Source organism: Lysinibacillus canaveralius (assembly GCF_047301505.1).
Lineage (GTDB): Bacteria > Bacillota > Bacilli > Bacillales_A > Planococcaceae > Lysinibacillus_B.
In genome coordinates, this window is the sequence record NZ_CP154840.1 from 1,891,067 (window position 1) to 1,914,183 (window position 23,117).

Annotated in this window: 14 protein-coding genes; all 14 read left to right on the forward strand. The window is 38.3% G+C overall.

The genetic code is table 11. The annotated features are described in order from the left end of the window. The first annotated feature begins 322 nt into the window (after positions 1-322). The 14 genes from AA0Y26_RS09520 (at position 323) to AA0Y26_RS09585 (ending at position 23,117) form a co-directional block, all read left to right on the forward strand. Positions 323-1,036 carry a hypothetical protein gene (locus tag AA0Y26_RS09520; protein WP_413367289.1) on the forward strand — a complete coding sequence of 238 codons (714 nt, stop codon included), beginning with the start codon at positions 323-325 and terminating at the stop codon, positions 1,034-1,036. Between the two features lie 550 nt (positions 1,037-1,586). Next, positions 1,587-3,005 (forward strand): anion permease, encoded by a 1,419-nt coding sequence (locus AA0Y26_RS09525; protein ID WP_413367291.1) that lies wholly within the window; start codon positions 1,587-1,589, stop codon positions 3,003-3,005. Between the two features lie 663 nt (positions 3,006-3,668). After that, positions 3,669-6,464 (forward strand): Z1 domain-containing protein, encoded by a 2,796-nt coding sequence (locus AA0Y26_RS09530; RefSeq protein WP_413367293.1) that lies wholly within the window; start codon positions 3,669-3,671, stop codon positions 6,462-6,464. Beyond that, positions 6,461-8,512, forward strand: coding sequence for a hypothetical protein (locus AA0Y26_RS09535; protein WP_413367295.1), 2,052 nt, complete (start codon positions 6,461-6,463; stop codon positions 8,510-8,512). Before AA0Y26_RS09530 ends, AA0Y26_RS09535 begins: the two co-directional genes overlap by 4 nt. Positions 8,513-8,515: 3 nt before the next feature. Continuing rightward, a complete protein-coding gene (locus AA0Y26_RS09540; RefSeq protein ID WP_413367297.1) occupies positions 8,516-9,475 on the forward strand; it encodes a hypothetical protein in 960 nt (319 codons plus the stop codon). Next, positions 9,468-10,175, forward strand: coding sequence for a hypothetical protein (locus AA0Y26_RS09545; protein WP_413367299.1), 708 nt, complete (start codon positions 9,468-9,470; stop codon positions 10,173-10,175). Before AA0Y26_RS09540 ends, AA0Y26_RS09545 begins: the two co-directional genes overlap by 8 nt. After that, complete coding sequence (locus AA0Y26_RS09550; RefSeq protein ID WP_413367301.1) at positions 10,162-11,181, forward strand: phospholipase D family protein; 1,020 nt, start codon at positions 10,162-10,164, stop codon at positions 11,179-11,181. The genes AA0Y26_RS09545 and AA0Y26_RS09550 overlap by 14 nt, the downstream gene beginning before the upstream one ends. Positions 11,182-11,223: 42 nt before the next feature. Beyond that, positions 11,224-12,525 (forward strand): DNA (cytosine-5-)-methyltransferase, encoded by a 1,302-nt coding sequence (gene dcm, locus AA0Y26_RS09555; protein ID WP_413367303.1) that lies wholly within the window; start codon positions 11,224-11,226, stop codon positions 12,523-12,525. A 206-nt stretch (positions 12,526-12,731) separates the two neighbouring features. Beyond that, positions 12,732-12,896 carry a hypothetical protein gene (locus AA0Y26_RS09560; RefSeq protein ID WP_413367305.1) on the forward strand — a complete coding sequence of 55 codons (165 nt, stop codon included), beginning with the start codon at positions 12,732-12,734 and terminating at the stop codon, positions 12,894-12,896. A gap of 64 nt (positions 12,897-12,960) precedes the next feature. Continuing rightward, entirely contained in the window at positions 12,961-16,077 is a 3,117-nt protein-coding gene (locus AA0Y26_RS09565; protein ID WP_413367307.1) for a UvrD-helicase domain-containing protein, read from the forward strand. After that, positions 16,064-18,721 (forward strand): hypothetical protein, encoded by a 2,658-nt coding sequence (locus AA0Y26_RS09570; protein WP_413367309.1) that lies wholly within the window; start codon positions 16,064-16,066, stop codon positions 18,719-18,721. Before AA0Y26_RS09565 ends, AA0Y26_RS09570 begins: the two co-directional genes overlap by 14 nt. Before the next feature lie 159 nt (positions 18,722-18,880). Further along, entirely contained in the window at positions 18,881-19,336 is a 456-nt protein-coding gene (locus AA0Y26_RS09575; protein WP_413367311.1) for a very short patch repair endonuclease, read from the forward strand. A gap of 685 nt (positions 19,337-20,021) precedes the next feature. After that, positions 20,022-20,648, forward strand: a complete 627-nt coding sequence (locus AA0Y26_RS09580; protein WP_413367313.1) for a TetR/AcrR family transcriptional regulator — start codon at positions 20,022-20,024, stop codon at positions 20,646-20,648. Between the two features lie 150 nt (positions 20,649-20,798). After that, complete coding sequence (locus AA0Y26_RS09585) at positions 20,799-23,117, forward strand: ABC transporter permease (RefSeq protein ID WP_413367315.1); 2,319 nt, start codon at positions 20,799-20,801, stop codon at positions 23,115-23,117.

Here is a 23,117-nt window from a genome sequence, read left to right on the forward strand (position 1 = left end):
AAATTTACGGAGGAGCGGCCGAAGATGGAAAAGAAAACGTGGAAAGATTACTTTTATGAAATAATTAAGGCTTTGGTGCTTTATAAATAAGCGTTTTTAGTGTTGTTTTTAAGGGTTTATCCGATAAGTTAAACTAGCCAATCACTCCAAGTATGAATAATAGGAGGATACATAGAATGTCTGTTATTACAAAAGAAGCGAGAGAATCATAGGAAATGAAAGTGCAGGAGATCATTATTTAGGAATTACTATTTCATTTTCAGTGCCTCTTAAAGATATAGGGTAAAAACTAGTTGTTCATCAGACATGTTATTAAGTTAAAATGAGTATTAAAAGCAACGACTTTGGAGTGATGAAATTGTTTGGTTTTTTTCGTAAAAAACGTAGTGAAATTGATGTTGACAGGTTTAATAAAATGCTAATAGCAGTTTTAGAAAAACTACCAAGCGACTATTCGATTTATTTGAAACAAATAAAGGAAGGGATTTTGCAAGATGTTTTTCCTGTAACTGGATATGCAGGTGTTCATTTTGGTTTTTCATATCAAAGGGAAGTTATAAAAAAATACGAAAAAAAGAGTGAGAAAGATTACTCTATCACCGATATTAAAATATTGAATGAAAAAATAAACAAAGATGTCCAGCTTGAGATTTTTTTTAGCTGCGGCGTAATCGCAGGTGTTTCCTCCGATGATGAATTCACCCTATCTGATTTAGACCTCAATAAAATCAATATTCGCTGTATGAAAGTGAAAGAAAAGCCTTTGGATGAAAACGTGAAAAGGGAATTGTTATCTTTTGGAATGCAAGGCTTCAATGAGGGTGAAGTATTTGAAGTTACAGTAGAAGACCGTAGAATGTTACATGTAAGAGATTTCTCTGATGGTGATTTCTTGGCTATTGAAGATGGTGATTTCTATTTAATCAGCATTTCCCTTAAAGAGGTATTAAAGATTTCATCTGCACATTACGAAACGATTAAGATGAATTTAATGAATCTTACAGAGGACGATATTTATTCGTTTATCCAAGAGTAAGAAATGAACAACAGGAGTTTCAGAGGGGCTGCACGCCTTGCTATACTCGCACGAAGCTTCCAGTACATAAACTCGCTGGGAGGTTCGCTATGTACGGAGAGAATGGATTAAAATCTATAATAAGCGTTCCAATTTGTCCCTCCCTGTATAAGGAGAGAGTTAAAACCGGATAGCCCTTGGCGGTGCGCCTCCTTCTCGAATAGAAGGGGGCGTTTTAAATTATAAAGCGATAATTTTTAAACTGAAAAAAGTTAGAAAGGCATCTAACAGCTCAAATATTTAGAAGAGAATGAGCAGCTTCTCTTTTGTTCAAACTATAAGTTAGTACTGATTATTTCATGCATCCCTTCTCTATATTACACCTGCATTTCCGCTTTTTATTATTCTTAATATAGAATTGGAAGATGAGTTATTTTCTCTTTCAATTAGTTGGAAGTGTATAGAGCAGTATTCTCGACATTCAATTGCATCAGTTTTACACTATTGTAGTATAGTAAAAACGGAAACTATACACGATATTGATGCAATAATTTGAGAGGAGACTTGTAAGGTGAAGCATAAACAGGAAGTCAAATTCATTCCTTTATTGATCATTGTGCTGATTGGGGCAATAATTTGGTTTATTCCTCCTCCAGAAGGTTTACAAGCACAGGCATGGCATTTGTTTGCCGTCTTTGTCGCAACGATTATTGGGCTTATTCTTAAACCTCTTCCTATGGGAAGTATCGCAATATTGTCCTTAACCATTATTATCGTGACCAATACATTAGAACTCGAGGAAGCGCTAAGCGGGTTTCAAAACTCGACTATCTGGCTGATCGTCATTGCTTTCTTCATTTCAAGAGGATTCATTAAAACAGGTCTTGGTACACGTGTAGCATATATTTTTGTTCATTTGTTCGGGAAAAAGACGCTGGGGTTATCTTATTCCCTGATTGCCAGTGATTTGATCCTATCTCCTGCGATGCCGTCGAATACAGCACGTGCCGGCGGGATTTTACTGCCGATTATCCGGTCATTGTCGGAGACGTATGGTTCGAAAGCTGGAGATGGTACGGAAAGAAAAATAGGCGCCTTTTTAATGACAGCCTCTTTCCAAGGCAATATGATTACTTCGGCTATGTTCCTAACGGCAATGGCTGCGAACCCTTTAGCAGCCAAGCTGGCAGAAGATATCTCGGGTACAACAATTTCCTGGATAGGCTGGGCAACAGCGGCGATCGTTCCCGGGCTGATTAGTTTAATTGTCGTGCCGTATCTCATCTATAAAATCTATCCACCGGAGATTAAAGAAACACCATCTGCAACGGAAGAAGCGAGGAAAAAGCTTGATGCAATGGGACCTTTAAAAAGAGATGAATGGTATATGATCGGGATTTTCATCCTGTTGCTTGTTTTATGGATATTCGGTTCGAACTTTCATCTCGATGCGACTGTTACAGCCTTTATCGGGTTGTCCTTATTGCTTCTTACACAAGTGTTAACATGGGATGATATTAAGAAAGAACAAGGTGCCTGGGACACATTAGTTTGGTTTTCGGTCCTTGTCATGATGGCCATGTTCTTGAATAGTACAGGGTTAATCCCCTGGTTTAGTGGTAAAGTACAGGGATTCATTGGCGGAACGTCCTGGATTTTGGCGTTAGTCATCCTTGCGGTTGTGTACTTCTATTCTCATTACTTCTTTGCAAGTAATACAGCTCACGTAAGTGCCATGTACGGTGCCTTTCTATCCGTCCTTGTAGTGGCAGGTGCTCCGCCGATGGTTTCAGCCTTGGTCCTTGCATTCTTCAGTAACTTATTCGGATGTTTAACAAATTACGGCAGCGGACCAGCGCCTGTTTTCTTCGGTGCAGGCTATGTGACACAAGAAAAATGGTGGGGAATCGGATTTGTCATCTCCATCGTTCACCTCGTTATTTGGCTTGGTATCGGCGGACTATGGTGGAAAGTTCTTGGACTTTGGTAAATAATAGGTATTGCTTAAAAAGATATTTTTACGTATTATAATCGCAGTAAGCACGGACGCTCTTCACGCTGAAAGTGGAGGGCGTTTTTGATGCTTTTAAATAAGTTTACGCTGCTGGAAGGTAATTTCTAAATTGGATAAGATCTCTCTTTTTCTGGTTTCATTCTTGTCAAGGTTGATTGTAAAAGTTTGCATTGGAGGGCATCAGCAGCATGCCCTCTAAAGCATGTCTTTTGATGCGGGAATTTTGGAACATCTTGTATAGAGGAAAGGAATATTTACCCGCCATCATTCGGGAATGAAGAGGGAATATATCTTTTCTGAGTGTAAAGGAAACCCGGATAAAATTAATAATAAGGAAAGAGGGCTTCATTTTTTGTACAATAGATTTTAGGGGCAGAATAAGATGTTAAACAACGGACATAAAAAATCAACGGATTACTAATATAGGTAAATGTGTTGAGTGTATTTGATATATTAATATTGTTTTCAAAGGGTACAGCTAGTAAGATAAATGTATTGATTATTAAATTTTTCTTTATGCAGGAAAGATAGTAAAACGATAAAAAATAGGTTGGAAATGCCTAAAAAGCCAGGGTTCATAGGTATTTGGACATCCGTTTTTGTAAAAACATAATTAGAAAATTTTATGGGGGATACATTATGGATTTGAACAATATAAAGTATTCAAGAATTAAAGAGTATATAGAAAGTCAATATAATGGAACGCAGGACTGGGAAAAAGTCAGAAGTCTCAGCTTTATTACAGGTTTTGCGCCTGAAGTTGTCCTTTTGAATTTCATCGCTCCCTCATGCGGTCTTTCAGGCGCTGATTTAAACCTTGAGATATGGGGCAAATTGGTTGACATGAGTGAAGCCAAAGAGAAAAGTGTTAAGGTAACTAAACTGGGTACGGCTGTTAAAAGTGATGCCGCTATCCCTCAGGATGAACATTCTTCATGGCAGCTTTACCGGCAGAAGTTAATTGATCAGGGCTGGTCTGACAAGTCAATTGAAAGTATAAAAAAAGCCTCTTTTGAGATACTGCAGCACCTGTCTATGGATACAAAACAGGATGGACCTGTCAAAGGGCTGGTAGTTGGTAATGTTCAGTCTGGTAAAACTGCCAACATGGCCGGTTTAATGGCTATGGCAGCAGACAACGGATTTAACTACTTCATTATTCTATCAGGCGTAATAGAAAATCTCCGCCAGCAGACCGCTACCCGTCTGTATAATGATATGAATTCATCAGGGTACAGTAATCTGCACTGGCATCAGGTCGATAAGCCGTCCCGTAGTTCAAAATCACCGGAGCATAATATCAGCAGGTTTAACCTTGGGTCAAATGATAAAGACCGTTACTTTACAGTCTGCCTGAAAAACAAAACAAGGCTGACTGCATTGAAAAATTGGCTTTTCTCCGATAAAAATAAGGCAGCTCAATTAAAGGTGCTGATAATTGATGATGAGGCAGATCAGGCAAGTGTGAATACAAATAAGATAGAAGAAGAAGATAGAACCGCAATAAACAGACAGATCAGAGAGCTTGTAAATACAGACAAAGTCGCAGGGATGAATTATATATCTTATACAGCTACTCCCTATGCGAATATTTTAAATGAGACAAGCAGTGATTCCTTATACCCGAAAGATTTTATTGTACTGCTGGATACCTCCGATGATTATATTGGACCGAAACAGATATTTGGGACAGAGGAGCCGGAAGCAAGCCCCTATATTGATATCATCAGGGACATTCCGGATACGGAGGCTGATATGATCAAGGAGCTTCAAAGCGGGACTGCCGACCACAAGCTCCCTGAAAGTTTTATAAAATCACTGCACTGGTTTATTTTATCGACTGCGGCTATGAGATCACTTGATTACCGTAAACCGATATCCATGCTCGTACATACAAGCTTTAAAATTTCTGATCATGGGATTATCGCCAAAAAGATTGAAGATTACCTGCACTATTTTAAAAATAATTATCATCAGGTGATACCTCAGCTTAAGGAACTCTATGAAGATGAGTCACTGGATTTCAAAAGGTCCTATTTCCTGGAAGGAATGAAGGGCTATTCAGCTCCTGGTCAGGTACCTGATTATCCTGATTTCTCAGTGATAGAAAAGTATATTGAGCGCCTTGTAAGACTTCCAGAAAATGAATATGTAAGCCATATCCCTATCGGAAATGAAGGGGAACCGGTTTATCATAAAGGAATTCATCTGGCAATTGATAACAGCAAAGCAAAAGCGGATGATCAGATCGTCCGGATTGTGTATCCGACTAAAAAGCAAATGCCGGCTACAGCTCCTGCATTTATAGTTGTGGGAGGGAATACCCTGTCCAGGGGGTTAACTTTGGAAGGGTTGACAACAACGTACTTTTTACGGACAACCAATCAGGCTGATACGTTAATGCAGATGGGAAGATGGTTCGGCTACAGAAAAGGCTACGAGATTTTCCCGAGAGTCTGGCTCGATAGAACGGCTCTGGAAAGATTCCAGTTCTTAGCGCAGATGAATGAGGAGCTGCGGGATGAAATAGAAGTATATGCAGCAAACGGATTAACACCTGCGCATTATGCTCCAAGAATAAAAAACTCATCGAATTATAAGCTCATAAGAATAACGTCAAGTAATAAAATGCAGTCCGCGGAACCTACAGATTATGACTTTGCCGGCTTTAATACGCAGACTATTTACTTTGAGAACGATGAAGGGAAATTAAAGGAAAATCTCGAGAATACTAAAACCTTCCTGAATAATCTGGACTCTCCGGAGATAAAGGATAATTATATGATATGGAGAGGTATAGACATAGAAAGTATAAAGTCTTTCCTTAAACAGTACCATGTTTGTTCACATGATATAAAAATGTCCAGTCTGCCGGCTTTAGTTGAGTGGGCGGAGAAAAACTCCAAAGCTTTGGCAGAGTGGAGTGTGGTGTATTCAGCTGTCGGAAAAGTTGAAGATACCGAAGGACTCGATGAATACTGGAATATTCATGGGTACAGCCCTAAAGCCGCAACCCGTACAAAGATCAAATCACGAAGCACTGAGAAAATTGCAAGTATAGGTGCCTTAAGAAATCCCGGCGATTTACTGGCGGATATTGATGAAGAATTGACTAAGGAGGAAAAGAAAACAGCAAAACCTATAGAGATGCAGGCTGTACGCGAGAAATACGGCTATGGAGATGTTCCCCAGATCATTATATACAGGATTGATAAAGGACAGATGTCCGAAGAGGAATACATGAAGGGAAAAAGAGTCAAGGATGGAGCCGATGCTTCTTCAAAAAGGGCACCGCTGAATTTCCCGCAGGACGTTATAGGTATTAACATTATGATTCCCGGTATGACGAAAGGCGGGAGTCTTGCTACATATATTTCTGCAAAAATAGAAATTGATAATGAAAACTTTGAAGAAGAGGAGTTGGAAACTGAATGAAGCTGAAAATAGCCCCGAATGATCCGCAGAGTATGTCACAGGACGGCGATGCCATTCTACGATCTTTGCAGAATAAAAGTCTGCCGATAATTGATTTAATGGTCAGGGAATCCCTGCAGAACAGCCTGGATGCTACTCTGGAACAGGCTGATGTTACTAAAGTGAATTTTGCTTTAAGCGATTTTACTACGGATGAGCTTGCACCGCATTTTGAAGAAATTTCCCATGAACTAGTAAACCGTTATCCAGGAACACAAACAGCTCTTGCTATAAGCGATAAAAATACATCTGGTCTGACAGGGGACTTTACTTCTGAAGATCAGAGTGTCCTGGATAAAAGTAATTTCCAGAAATTAATATTCGGCATCGGTAAAAATCAGGATAAAGAAGGTGCAGGAGGCAGCTGGGGTCTGGGTAAGACCAGCTACTTCCGTATGGGTGCCGGCATCGTTGTTTATTATACACGTATTAAAAACAGTACAGGCACGGGCTATGAGGAAAGGCTTATTGCTTCACTTATAGAGAGCCCGAAACAGGAAAGTAGATTACTTCCAAAGAGTGTCCGCGGAATTGCCTGGTGGGGTGAATATGATCCGGCCGGCAGCAGAATCTATCCGTTGACTGATCCACAGCAGATTCAGGAAATTTTAAATATATTTAATCTATCCAGATATCAGGATGATGAAACAGGGACTACAATCATTATTCCATTTTTAAAGCCGGCTGTAGAAGAGGAAGGAAAACTTGAAACAGAGATCTACCCTTGGGAACAATCTTATGAAAAAGCTATCAGAATGGCTGTCCAAAGGTGGTATTCACCACGTTTAATGAATGAACAGTATAGTCAGGTACTGGGGAATTCAAAGTTGGACTGCTCAGTTAATAATATGGCGATTCATCCTGAAATAAATATGGAGCCTGTATTTAAAATATTTCAAGACTTATATAACGCAGCGTTAACAGGCAATCCAGTAAAGGACCAGGTAAGTGAGATAAAAGTATCACCAATTTACCTGCCGAAAAATGCATTAAGAAATACGAAAGAACCAGTAGGCTGTCTGGCCTTTACCGAGGTAAGCAGGGAAGATCTTAAAATGACTCCACCGGAAAATAAGCCTGCAGGTCTGGCTTATTTAGGGGTAAGGGACAAAACAAAGATTGAAAGTAATATTTCCAAAGTTATTGCCTACAGCCGTAAGCCTGGTATGATCGTAGAATACAGCGTGGACGGTGAGTGGGCACCAGCCGGGCTTATCCAGAAAGAGGGGCACCTAATTCTAGGATTCTTTGTCCCGGTTTCAAATGCTGTGTTGATCGAAAAATATGAGGAAATGGGATATAAGAACCTGGAGAATTACCTCCGTGCTACTGAGAACGCAGACCATGCTAACTGGGTAGATGAAGATGGGGTTGGAATTATCCGCCGCATGAAGAAATATTCTTCAAAAGCTATACTTGAAAGCTTCCAAGGGGAACAGAATAACGGCCATACATCAGCCACTTCCGCACTATCAAGAAAATATGGCGCGTTGCTTATGCCTCCGAGGAATTTTGGCAGAATGTCAAGACAGAAAACCAAGCCTGGAAATGGTGGAGGAACTGCTGCTAGCAAAAACAGGATGTCCGATATTGTTATAGAGGGGTCTAAACCTATTGATGCCCATCATGTAGATGTTATGTTCAGAGCCTTTATTAAAGGTGAGGCAAAAAGCACGGTTTCTGTCCAGGTCTTAACCCAGGATCAGAAGCTTGATAAAGCAGGCTGGGAAAAAGTAATGGGGGAAAAATTGGATTTTCCATTTTTAATTCAAAATGTAAACTTATATTCTACCGATGATGAAAAGGCTGACAGTCAGAATACAATAAGCAGCTTAGATACTGCAGAACTTGTTACTGATACAAGTCAGACTGATAAGTTCGAAATAATTTCCCACAGTACTAAAGGCGTTGAAGTGGCAGGGAAAATCCGTCTGGAGGTTATTTCAAATCAATATATCCCCGTTATTACTATTCGCTCAGAACAATTTGAGAAAACAGGAGGTGAGTAATAGTTGAATACAATAGTAAATGAAATCGCTCTATATAATAAAATTGATGAAGAAATGGCGGAACAGGCCGGCTTAAGAATAGAGGAACCGGTTTTATTCTATAAGGATAATGGCGAAGAAAGAATTATTCCTTTAGGGGACTCTTTTGAAGGGTTGGTGCAGATTAATGAATTTGATACTATGTGGTCTCCGAATGAGCATAACCTTGAAATAAAGCAGCGCTTTATTATTGAGAACCCCCATATTTTATTCGGATGTGACGGTGTTACAATGGAAGGAAATAAAATTGGAATAGCTGTACATATCCATTCCAAGTCATCGAACTTTCAAAGAACAATACAAGCAGGGGAGATAGTTAATATTGAAAAATCCCAGGTAATCGATTTTTATTATGAATTTCCTGTAAGCACAATCCGTGGAATCATTGAACTGGACTTTTTCATGTATTTGAAAGAGAGCAGTACACAGCATCCTCTGCATGCATCAAAAGCGGGGATGATCCTGAGTAAAGGGAATATCAGCAGTCTTATCATTGTAGTGGATGGAGAAGGTTCCACTTTCCCGATTACTGAATTTGACGATAAAAATGGACCATTGTGGAAACTGGATATCAATTGGGTGGAAGCTAATATAGATGCTTTCAACAGCTCTAATGTAACATTAAGCTTAAATACAGCCCACCCTCTATTTGAACAGATTAAATCAGGGAAAATGCCTATAAGCAGGGCGATGATGGGTGATATACTTGTCCAGGCCATGGCTATGATTATTCAGCAGGTTGTAATCGTTGAAAAGAATTCCATTGAAGAATCTGAAGAAATAATGCCGGGCAGCATACTGTCGGCCGTACAATATTGGGTGAGCACATTTGAAGTTGACACATCCTCCTTATTTACAATTACAAACACACTGCGGGAGCACTGGGATAGACAGATGATACAAGGAGGTTCCCAGGATGATTAGATGGGAAAATATTAATTATGATATAGGTGCTGCGACGAGGGACTTCAACAAATTGGAAGTAAAACCCCAAAGTATAGAGCCTATTAACCCAAAAGAAGAATTTAAGCCCCTGCGGGATCAGTTAATACAGGCAAGAAATTTAATTTTTGAAGAGTATAATCTGGACGGGGCAAATAAATTGGATTATCATTTTGATTTATTATTCGGCCTTAAACTATACCAGATTTTAAATTTAGAAATAGATTTCTCAAACAGAATAGCAGCTAATGATGATGTATGGCGGTATCTTTCTATTTGTGTAATACCGGATGTTGTTCATTCAAGATGGCAGCTGAACGAGGATCACTTTTATAAAATCCCCCGCAGAATATGGCTGAAAACAATTTGGTGGTATATTAACCTGTCATGGAAGGGCAATGAAAGCAGCACATATAATATTTTAAAAGATAATACAACTGACACTATCCTGCAGCTTGTGGAGAGACCGGGCATAGGATATTACCAGGACCTTTACAGAGCCATAATGGACGAGTACGCAAAACATGAAGACAGCTCCCGTAATTTATTCCGGCAGATTCTTAAGCTTAACACAGCCCGGCTTCTAACTACTTCTCCGGAGCTGGTGGATGGTGGAATAAAGGCCTATACTGCCGACTTATTTGAAACAGTACTGGGAGATATGAAAGTTGCTGGTCAATAATTTATATGAACAGATAATTAAAAGAGAGGCTGCCCGTTCCGCAAAATTACGTGTTATGAGCGGATATGGGTCGGCCGCCTTTTTACGTAAAGTGGCAGAAGAATTTCCAGGCCTTCAGATCGAGCTGTTTATAGGCATGTCCGGAGAGGGTATTACCAGAAATAACCACAATGGTTATCGATCTCTTATAAATGAAAATAAGAATATTAAGGTATATTACCAGATTGATGGTGCGCCTACTCATATGAAGATTTTGGAGTTTTCTTCCCCTAATAATAAATCCGTATTTATTGGTTCTGCAAATTTTACTGAGAACGGCTTTTTCAATAACAGAGAGATTATGGTTTGTGTTCAAGAGGATATGGAACCGCTCTTTAATATCCAAAAGGAAGTATCCGTAAGTTGTATGGATATAAATATAGAGAAAAAGGTAAGAATTATTGATGGGGAACCGTTGGAGCTACCTGATAATTCCGGAGAAAAGCTGAAGGAATATGAAAACAAAAAAAATGAAATGCCGCTCATAATTACTGATCCGGCACTTGGTTCTGTAGAAGAGAAAAAACACCGGCTGAATCGTATTATGGGCTTGAGAAAAAAAGCCAGTCCAAAATACTACAATAAGTTTGATATTGAAGTTGTGTTGGAAGAAAAATATAATACAAGATGGGATTTCACAGGGATAAATGCATTGTTTGATGGAAAAGAGCCGGCTTTGGAGCAGACACCGAAGATTTTCTTTGATACAATATTTCCTGTAGGAGAAATAATTAATATCTATACAGACGATGGATCGATATACCATGCAAATGTATCCGGTAGGTTTAATGGACAGTTAAAACTGGTTGACGGCAATTTATATGAATATATCCAAAAGCGGATAGGGCTGAATGAATTTCGGGCTATAAGCCGTCAGGATATGATAAAATATGGAGTAACTAAATTAAGCTTTGAACGGTTGAATGAGAAGGACTACTTAATGTATTTTGATTTAACTAAGCATTAAAGTTTAGAGCGTTAATAAACGATTAAGAAGGTTGGTGATTCAATGTTGAGGGTTATAGAAACATTTAGTGGCATTGGAAGCCAAGCACAGGCTCTAAAAAATATCGGCATAGATCATTCTATTGAAGCAATAGTTGAATGGGAAATCGGGGCAATGTATGCATATGATATCATACATAACGGTCCCCAGGATTTGACTGATTACAGGCATCATACGAGGGATTCGTTAATAGAAGAATTATCGAAATATAATTTATCCGGTGACGGGAAAGAGCCTTTAACAAATCGTGCCCTCTGTGCTATGGGAGTAGCACAGCTGAAGGCTATTTTATGTGCCATCCAGAGAAATAACAATTTTGTGGATATAACAAAGGTTCGGGCCCGGGACCTTCCGGATGCAGATATTCTGACCTACTCATTTCCATGCCAGGATTTATCAGTCAGCGGCCACTGGCATCATAATACAGGCGGTATTGACAGGGATGCAAATAACAGATCCAATCTCCTGTGGGAAATTGAAAGAATCCTTAAGGAATATAAAAGAGAAAATAAATTCCTGCCGAAATTCCTGCTGATGGAAAATGTCAGCAATATTCTTTCAAGCAAGCATATCCATAATTTCATTGAATGGCAGGACTTCCTTGAGGAGATAGGGTACGTAAACCAGGTATATACACTGGATGCAAGGAATTTTGGAATACCGCAATCGAGAGTCCGCACATATATGGTGAGTGTATTTGTGGAGAATGAGGATATGAAAGCCGGCGTGGAAGAATACTTTTTCATAAATAATCTGGAAAATATTAAACTGGACGATCAGGATATCCCGCCTGTCGGAAGTTATCTGCGGCTGGATTACAGCAAAGAGCTGTATAAAACAGAAGCAATCGAAAGCACGCCTATCTACACACCATCCCGCCAGAAGATATATGAGAATAATATAATTCTTGCAACTGACCGGGAAGCAAATAATCAAATACATGCCCGGACTATAACTACCAAGCAGGACAGGCACCCAAATTCAGGGATAATTGAGTATAGGAATGAAGTGTTAACTGATATTAACAATAAATATCGTAATTTAACCCCAAGAGAGTGCTTCCTGCTCATGGGTTTTAATGAAGAGCAGTATGATTTGTTGATGGAAAATAATATTGATATTGCATTGGATAGAAAAATACTGTCCCCCTCTAAGTTAATCCGCCTGGCAGGGAACAGTATAGTAGTACAGGTGTTGGAAAAAATCTTCTTGCAGATGGATGAAATAAACTCAACCATCCTGGTAAGCCGGGATGGCAATACAAAGGATAATGAGAAGACGGAAAAGGCTTTTACAGCTTCTTAATAAATTTTCTTCATCTTTAAAAATCCAAAAGGATATACAGAAATAATTTAATATGCCTCACTATTGACCAGCCCTTTCTTTTTTAGAAGGGCTGGTTTTTATGTTTGATTTCCACACAGGCAGTTTTAAAGCAGGCCAAAACCAAATAATATACTTAAAAACACATAAATTAACGGCATATGAGCAGCGGAGATGTAGGTGTCAAAATGAATCATAAAGCTCCTGGTTACAAACAACGCGCCCCGGGATTAATAATAAAACTGCATTTTTACATTAAAGTTATATTTGTTATAAATAAATACCCAAACTTACTCTATAAAGGAATGAAAAATGATAAAATGTTATTTGCTGGTTATTCATTATTTGAATAAGGTAAATATTTGTTTGAATAAAAAATAATTAGATAACTTGAGTCATTTTTAAGGTGGAATTAAAATGAATTTTGATCTGCAAAGCATCCTTTTATATCTTAAGTCAGCAGTAGAAATTGAAAAAGCTCTTTCGGGTTCATACAGGCAGGTAGAATATCCTTATAATAAAGCGGGTGTATATGCCCGCAATCTCCCGTTATTCAACAAAGAATTATATAGTTTAATGGGAGAGCTTAAGTGTCTCCCCAGCGTAGAAGAATACGAAAGTTATTACTTGAAGAAACATCTAACGCGCCCTGTAAATAGGACAGCGCTTCAATATCATGCAAACAATGCGTACAAGGCTTTAGTTACAGATTTGCATTTTTATTTTATTTTAAAAGAATCCGGTCTCTTTGATGATGTGAGAATGGATTATATCTATGATTTAGAAGCAAAGACAGATTTATTACTTCGTAAAAATGGTAAGGTTATGGGTATCCAATTATTCAGCGGTGACGAAAACTACAAATTATCAAAGGAAAGATCAATTGAAAAACTACAGCTTGGCTATGAGCTGTGCCTATATAATCTGCGTGATTATCCTGAAAATAAAAAAACTATTACGGGCAGTGACGGATCAGAAATCCATTTATACGGCGAAAATGATGCTGTTCGACTGGCACAATATTTGGGGGAAAGTTCAAAGAAAGAAAATACTATGGAAGAATTAATGAAGGAAAAATACGGCGATACTTTCACATTACTGCCGGATACTGCTCCCCAGGCAGCAGCAATAAATAACCTCCATGTAAAGTACTCTTATGTTTATATAGGCAACTGTAATACAGATATAGAGGAATATATGGAGGCTTTGCGTAAACAAGGGAAAAAAGTCTTTGCTTCATACGGGGAGCAAAGAGGAGATACTTTTACTGCCGTTGACGGAATAAATTATACATTAAATGGTCAATGTATAGGTCAGAAGGAAGGTTTACAGTATTTAGAGAAATACAGTAGAAATATAGATAATTTTAACCTCAATCAATACAGAATTGAACATGCTGATTCGAAACTTAATATTGCAGTAAATGCAGGAGCAGGAAGCGGTAAGACTACAACACTTGTTTCCCGGATTTTATATTTACTCTTTACCGGACAAATTGAAAGCTTGCAGGAAATTGTAATGATTACATTTACAAACGAAGCAGCAAGTAATATGAAAGAAGCTTTGGAGGAGCGTCTGGAAGAGCTGTACCGTACAACAGGTAATGAAGTTCATTATAAATATCTGCAGCAGGTAAGCTTTATGAAGATTTTAACAATACCGGCATTTGCTAAAGAAATTATAAAACAATTTTCACACTATCTTGGCTTATCCGCGAATATAAATATTACTGAAATGGTCGTAAAGCGAAGGGAGATTCTAGAAAAGTACTTGGATCGGACGATAGCGCATTATAGTTATAATCCTTTTGGTAAATTGGATTATTATAACATTATTCGTTTTCTGGAAAATGTGTGGGATAAATTTAATCAAAAAGGGGTTGTGGAGCAGGAACTGGAAAAGTATCTGCAGCACAATAACGATGATGATATATTAAAACGGGCTGTAACAAATATTTTAAAACAGGCCGATCAGGAGTTAACAGCATTAAAGTTTGAGGAAGATTTTTTAACTGTTGCCGATTTAACAAGGTTCTTAAAGCTTCTTATTGCTCAACAGGTCCCATTACAAGAATTAAATAAAAGTTATAAATATCTGCTGGTTGATGAGTTTCAGGACACGGATATCGCACAAATTCAGTTTATTGCGACAATAGCTGCTCAGGCTGAACTCTATTTAACTGTAGTCGGTGACACTAAGCAGAGTGTGTATCGTTTCCGGGGAGCTGATTCCACCGCTTTCTCTGTGCTGAATGACTATCTGAAGGGATTTCCAGGAAAAGAGTTGAAAACATACCACTTAACAGAAAACTTTAGATCCTCCAAAGAATTAATAGAAGAGATGGAAAGCCGCTTTGAACATTGGAGAAAAAGGGGACTTCTCCCTTCTAAGGAGAACCCTATGTATTCATATCAAAAAAATTATATGGATAAAAAACATATTTATAAATCAAATGAGGAAAAGTTTACAATTAATCACCTGCTAAAAGATTTTGCACTCCTGCCAAAGAAAGAAGATAAAGGCAAACCTAATGTTTTAGCGGTACTAGTACGTAGTAATCATGAAGCCGAAAAAGTTGGGGAAATGTTGAAAATTGCTGAAGATGCTCCTGAATATGAAGTGCGTACGGAAGGGACTTTATATGTTTCAAAAGCTGCGCGTGATTTAGGGATTCTGCTCAATTCCTGGCTCTATTTGAAAAGTGAAGGTCCTGCCTGCGATCAGGCATTATTTTCTTTAAGTGAAACAGCTTTTTGTTATAAGAAAAAGCCACTTAGCTTTACACTGGAAAAAGCATCGGAAAATTCCCGAATGAAATTTATTAGTGCCGGGAATTTCTCTTTTAATATACCGGAAGCTTGGTCTAATGCAGTAGAACAAATGAAGGAAAAACCATTTTTACCGGTTCTGCAGGAGTTTATTAATAAAAGTAACTACACGGCGAACTTGAGTAAAAAAGGTATGGAAGAAAGTAATATATTAAAGTATGGATTAAACTTAGAAAAAATAATTACTGAAATTTATATGCAGTTTAATAATAAAGCTACTCTGATCCAAGTATATGATTGGCTGAAGCTTCAAATTAATACGAACCGTACAAGTGATGAAGCAGAGATTGAAGACTCATCTTTTAACGACAATTTTGTTCGTGTAATGACAGTTCACAAAGCGAAGGGTCTTCAGTTTCATACAGTAATTATTCCTTATCCGAATAATCCATTTCTTCGTTCAGAAGATACTGTTAAACAGGAGCTCATTGTCCAAATTAATGAGAAAGATGAACTGCAGTTCGGCTGGAAATATTATGATGAAAGAAGCGGGTTTAATAATATATCCTCAAATTACCAGATATTACGCACGGAGGAAGTTAAAGAACAGCGCTGTGAAGAAACACGTATTTTATATGTTGCGATGACACGTGCACAACAATCCTTAATTTTTTACGGATTGTCAAACAATAAAAAGAAAACAGCCCCCCAAAATACATGGGCGGAATTATTGCTACTCAAGGAGAATAAAAATGCCTGGTTATAAGAATTTAATTTATACAAATGCCGAGGAGCTTTTTAATCCAAACAGCACGTTCACTGCTTATAGAGATGCTATTCATATTACAGCGACTAATTCACTAAAAACAGGGATGATGAAAAGTAACAGCAGTTTAAACCGCTGGATTACTGGTCCGGTTATATCCTTTGCAGAGTTAATGAAATATGTGGGAGGGAATTGGACAAAAAGTAAAACAAGTTTAAAACAATTTACACTGCTTTCGAAGGAGCTGCGTGTTTTATCTGCGGAAAAGTCAGAAATTAATAGTAAACTGTTTGGTGCAGTTGATAAAAATCAGGAACTGTTATTAAAAACAATCCGGCTGTTGTGTGAGACCGGTTATACAAGTGCAATGGTACGTGACAAGCTGCCAATTATGTCTCAGCAGGAACATATCTTTTTAGAATTATGGAAAGCGGTGGAAAATGACAGCGCATATTCTGACATCCACAACTGGTTTCAAAATCTCAGCCTTTCACCAAAGCGTGAATTTCGTACTACTTTAAGGAATTTATTTGAAGATTTCATAAAGGATGAACAAAAGCGTATAAAAGCTAATATTCCACCTAATGAGCCGGCATATGACATTGTTTATAAACGTATAAGGCAGGGAAAAAAGAGTATTCTTGTCTTACATGGCTTCTACTTCCTTTTACCGGTTCAGAAGCGTCTATTTGATATTTTAAGCCGGAAATTTGATATCCTCCATGTTATTAATTATCAGCCCGGCTACGCCCATGGCTTTCAAACAGTTGAACAATTTTTACAGATTCAGCAGCATGGTTATATTCGGGCAATGCAGCATCCTTATCCGGTTAATTATCATGCGGGAGAGTTTTTATGTGCAATTAATGGATCTTTTACAGCAGGGGATATGGCAACAGATGAGCAGGATATAAAAAAGGTAAACTATTTTGAATTTCATAACCTTCAGCAATTCAGGAGGTATACCGAAGCTAATGACGAACGTTATGTCTCACCACGGGCTGGGGAGGTCAAAGAATATCTGGCTCCTATTGAGCAAGCTGAGCATAAAAAGTTATCCGAACATCCCCTGGGGTCCTTTTTAGTAAATATACATCGTATCAATAGGAGAAAATTTGATACCGCATCTGCACAGTATATCGATTCGGAAAATGTTAACTATACACTGTTGAGGGAGATTTTTGCTTCAGGCTATCTATTTGTAGATGGTGTAAATGTCCAGAAAGCCATGCGTACACTGGATTTGCTTCGTGAAATCACTAACTCCTTTACAACTTTCAGCGAATGGACTACATGTATTGATAAACTGATTGTGCAAAAAAAACAAGCCGAGCATGTATCAGAAAATAAATATTCGTATAGAAATGATGAACATCGTATGTATTCATTTTATCATGAAGTAATTGGATATTTTTATAGTACACATGAAGAACTGCTTTTCGTGAAAGATGGTATCCTGAAGATTAAGGACTTATTTGAACTGCTCTTCCAAGGGACAGAAATTAATATTTCTCAATACGTAGAAATCCTGGAGGGGCATATAACCAATTACATTACTCCCTCTCTTTCAGAAGAGCTTGACAGAGAGATAGCTGAAAATATTCTTTCAGTATTGAAAGACCTGAAAAGTGATACATTAAATAATCTGGACCGTAAAGACTTAATGCAGGGCCTGCAGTATTTTTTAGCTCAAAATGCAGAAGTAGAAAATGAATATGAAACAGATTTACATGGTTATACCAATTACAATACAACCGATGTAATTAATTCATTATTAAATAGTGATGGTCTCCAATTTGAAGACAATCGTGTAGTACATTTCGGGTTTATGGATAATGAAGCATTCCCGGCTTCACAGTCGTTTAACATCTGGCCGCTTTCAAAGGATTCTTTCGAACATCTTTGTAATGATAATATTTATCTGCATCAATTACAGCTGCGGAAAGAGCTTGAGGTTGAAATTGCGTGCTATCAGTTTTATCTTATTATGACTAATGCAGTAAAAGTAAACTTTTCAATTGTTAGGCGCCTTGATGAGAGGAAACATTTAAAACGCTCCTTCTATTTGAATTTTTTAACGTTAATTAAAGGCTCTGATAAACAATTAAATGATTTACTGAAAAATGAAGATAAAACAGATTATTTTGAGAAAAATGTAAAGTTTAATAAGCGTTTATATGAAAAACTCCCTGGCAGGGTGTTTAACCGGTGTCCCAAGCGTTTCGTGTATTCTTTCTTACTTGACCGGCGCCCGGTATTTTATGAAGGATTTCATGAGCCTTTCTTATACCAGCAGCTGATTTCACACGATCAGGCCAGGCTGAAACTGCAGGATAGATTGGAGGAGTATAGAAGCTGGTTTCCCCACTGGTCAGAAACTAAAAAAACTGTATATCAAACTGCTGCTATAGAATATGCTCAAAACAATCCTGGAGTATTCCGGCAAGAGAATACAATTCTAGATGAAAGCGAAGAGTATTTTACTCGAACAGGTTTAAATTTATTTGGATCCCGGTCTAAAGGGGAAATAAGAAAAACTGGAGAAGAAAATGTTAACGGTGTTCCATTTACACGTCCCGGTGAAAATTGTAAGTATTGTACATTCCAGTTTATTTGTGCTGAATCGAATCTTCATATGAAGTAATATTTCATATTAAGTTCCTATTGAAAGCAGATTCTTATTGTTTAATAAGGATCTGTTTTTTTCATGAGAAAACGATAAACTGCTTGTTAAAGTCATAGCTGCCGCTTATTTTTTTTCTAATGGGGAACTATAAGAAAAAAGCTGTGAGGAGTGAAACATATGGCAGATAATTTATCACCTGAAGACCGCCTCAAGAATATGAGAGCCATACGTTCCCAGTCGAAGCTGGAAAATGCCGTAACGAAGGAGTTATGGAACAAAGGCTATAGATTTAGAAAAAATACAAAAAATCTCTTTGGAAAACCTGATATCTCCATAAAAAAATATAAAGTTGTTATTTTCATAGATTCATGCTTCTGGCATGTCTGTCCCGTGCATGGCAACAGGCCGAAAAGCAACCAGGAATTCTGGGATAAAAAACTCCTGCGCAACCAGCAGCGTGATCAGGAGGTTAATGAATATTATATTAATAAAGGCTGGCATGTAAAAAGAGTGTGGGAACATGAGTTTAAAGAGAACTTCCATAAGGCTGTGGAAGATATTGCAGGTTTTATAGATAATGTCAGGCTGCAGGAAAGTGAGCAGAAAATATTCCAATTTCAAAATAAAAGATAACCCTGGGAGATATTTTTTTATTAGATTTAATTAAAAGAACGGAGGTCCGGCTATAGTTTTTTACGCCTGCATACCATATACTGGTTCGTGATGAAATTTTAAATATTATCACAGTAGGAGACAAAGAGTACAGCCACAGGGTGCCGGCACCAGAATAGAGTCTATTATGCTTTTTGAAAATCGAGTAACATATAACAAAAGCAAATAACTGAATGCAGTATATATACAGTTTAGCAAAGTGCACATACTTGAAATGAGGATGGTATTATAAAAATCTGTCCCTCCATATTAGGGATACTTGGAATGTCAACCCTACACTGGACAACAATGATAGGGGCTGTTGCTTGAATTCCGTAGATGTTGAATAGCCCAACGTTCCGTGAAGGCTTAGGTTGTTGAACGGTATACATACCCTCTAGGCTCAAGAGAAGTAAAGTGCGCTTAATTGGCGAATTGTGCAACGGCTAATTGATCATGTTGATTGAACTGACATTGTCATCTATTCTTTACAGGCGCTTCGTTACAGCTTGATTTATGAGGCTGAAATTTTGCCGCTGTATGGTTTTAAACCAATCTGTAGTTAATCATATAATGTTAAAAATTAACTAATAAAAATAAAGTTGACAAATTTATGAAGAGTGTTACAATTTTACCGACAGGCAATCGGTCTGTATAGGGGGAGAAAATGAGAAAAGAAGCAGAAGAACGCAAAAACGAAATCCTTGACGCAGCAGATGAGCTTTTCGGTAAGAAGGGCTTTGACGGTACAAGTACAAACGATATCCTCGAAAAGGTAGGGATTGCGCGAGGAACGTTATATCATCATTTCAAATCAAAGGAGGAGATTATGGATGCGTTGATTGGGCGTTATAGCGACCGGCTTTTAGGTGCAGCGAAGGAAGTTGCCGCAGACAAAACCATACCCTTAGTCGATCGTATTATCCGTGTGGTCATGTCAATGAAACTAAACAGCGGAAGCAGCGAGGAAATTATGGAGCACATTCATCGACCTCAAAATGCGCTTATGCATCAGAAAATACAAAAAATCATCATCAACGGCCTTACGCCTATATTATCGGAAATCATCTGTGAGGGCATTGAACAAGGAGTGTTCAGCACACCATACCCGTATGAATGCATGGAAATGGTGGTGACATATGCGAATACTGTTTTTGATGACGATATGGTTCAAATGACAGACGAGGAACGTGCCACCCGCATACAGGCGTTTATTTTCAACGTAGAAAGACTGCTGGATGTTGAAAGGGGAAGTCTTATGTCCGTTATCCAAATGTTTACTGGCAATGACTAGCTTGGAAAAAATTCTTCTATAGCCGCAGTAATGAATGGGGTATGTTTTTGCACAGACAAAAGAGGACATCAAGAGGATGCTGGAATGTATGCCTTCCGCAATTTTTCATAATGTAAAATTGGTTAGCGAATTTGAAAACAGAGGTGACGTATGTATTTCAGAATAATAGGCAATGACATTTTAAAGAATAAAATGATTACGTTGATAACTATTCTATTTGTCGCTGCCGCAGCTATGCTTGTATCGCTGGCGGCGATACTAACCATTAATCTTTCAGGTGCACTGGATACTCTTATGACAAAAGCTAAAACTCCCCATTTTCTGCAGATGCATTCGGGGGAAATTGATAGGGCCCGGCTTACATCTTTTGCAGAGCAGCATAGCAATGTGGAGGAATTTCAGGTCATTGAATTTCTCAATGTCGACGGTACACGGATTATACTTGGTGAAAATTCATTAGCGGATAGTGTTCAGGATAACGGTTTTAGCGTACAGAGTGAAAAATTCGATTACCTTCTTGATCTTGACGGAAATATTATAAATGTATCCGAAGGTGAGCTTTATGTTCCCATAAGCTATATGAGGGAAAATATCACAAAGATCGGTGACAAGGCAGCCATAAACGGTCATGAATTCGTCGTTACGGGATTTCTTCGCGATTCGCAGATGAATTCTACGCTCGCCGCTTCAAAGAGATTCCTTGTCAGTGAAAATGATTACGACAAAATAAAAAATCTAGGTAGTATAGAATATCTGATTGAGTTCAGATTAAAAGACTTGTCTGCACTTGGCGAATTTGAAACTGCTTATGCTGCCGCAGAGCTAGAGGCGAACGGTCCAACAGTTACCTATACGCTTTTCAAAATGATGAATGCACTTTCAGATGGAATGATGATTGCAGTGATACTCTTTGTGAGCGCATTTGTCGTAGCAATCGCATTGATCTGTATTCGCTTTACGCTCCTTTCGAAAATGGAAGATGACTACCGCGAAATTGGTGTGATGAAAGCAATAGGACTACGCATTTCCGATATAAAAAGGATTTATTTCGTAAAATATGTAGCGATTGCTGCGGTGGGCAGTGTACTCGGTTTGGGGCTTTCATATATGTTTAAAGGCATACTGCTTGAAAATATACGCCTTTATATGGGGGAAGCCGAAAACGCTTCTTTTGCACTTCTTTTCGGAATCATCGGTACACTGATGGTATCAATTTCTATTCTTCTTTATGTAAATAGCGTACTGAAACATTTTAGAAAAATATCCGTCGTGGAGGCGATTCGTTTTGGTACTTCACAGGAAAAGAGCTCAAGCGCAAAGCGTTTTACCTTAAGTAAGAATCGGTTATTTAACACCAATGTTTTTCTTGGGATTAAAGACGTTCTCCAACGGAAGAAGCTTTACGCCACAATGCTTGCAGTGTTGGTGGTTTCCTCATTTATCATGATTGTTCCGCAAAATTTGCATCATACGATATCCTCAAAAAGTTTCACACAATATATGGGTATCGGTGATTACGATCTGCGTATTGACATACAGCAGACCCAAAATCTCGCTGAAAAAACTAACGAAATTTTAAGGGAAATAGGTCATGACCGTACCATTTCAAATTATGCTGTTCTGACAACCAAAATATTCAGGGCCAAAATGGAAGACGGAACGGAAGAGAATCTAAAAGTCGAACTAGGTGATCATTATGCGTTTCCTATTGCATATTCTCAGGGAAAAGCCCCGGTTAACGAAAACGAAATCGCCCTCTCATCGATAAACGCCGATGAAATGAATAAAAAGGTAGGCGATGCCATTACATTAGTGGTTGAAGGAGAGGAGAAAGACTTTTCGGTAAGCGGGATCTATTCTGACATTACCAATGGCGGTAAAACTGCAAAGGCTGTCTTCACCGATAATTCGGCAGAGATCATGTGGAGTATAATCAATGCTGAACTGTCGGATACATCTATTATCGATGATAAAGTTTCCGAATACGCAAGTAAGTTTAGCTATGCAAAAGTTTCAGATGTTACTGAATTTGTTACACAGACATTCGGCTCAACTATACGTTCTGTCGAAACGGCGTCCTACGCGGCAATTGTCGTTTCACTCATTATTACAGTGCTGATTACACTGTTATTTATGAAAATGCTTACTGTAAAGGACAGAGCCGCCATTGCACTAATGAAAGCACTAGGTTTTACAAAATCAGATATCAAGCTGCAGTATATTTCACGATCAGTATTCGTTCTGATTATCGGAATTGTTCTAGGCACGCTTCTGGCAAACACTCTCGGAGAAGTGCTTGCGGGGGCAGTTATCTCCTCGTTTGGAGCGGATTCGTTTCAGTTTACGGTTAATCCACTGTCGGCGTATTTCCTTTGTCCGCTGCTGATGGTATGTGCGGTACTCATCGCAACAATAGGCGGCACATCGGGAGCAGGCCAAATTAAAATTTCAGCTCATATAAAGGGGTAG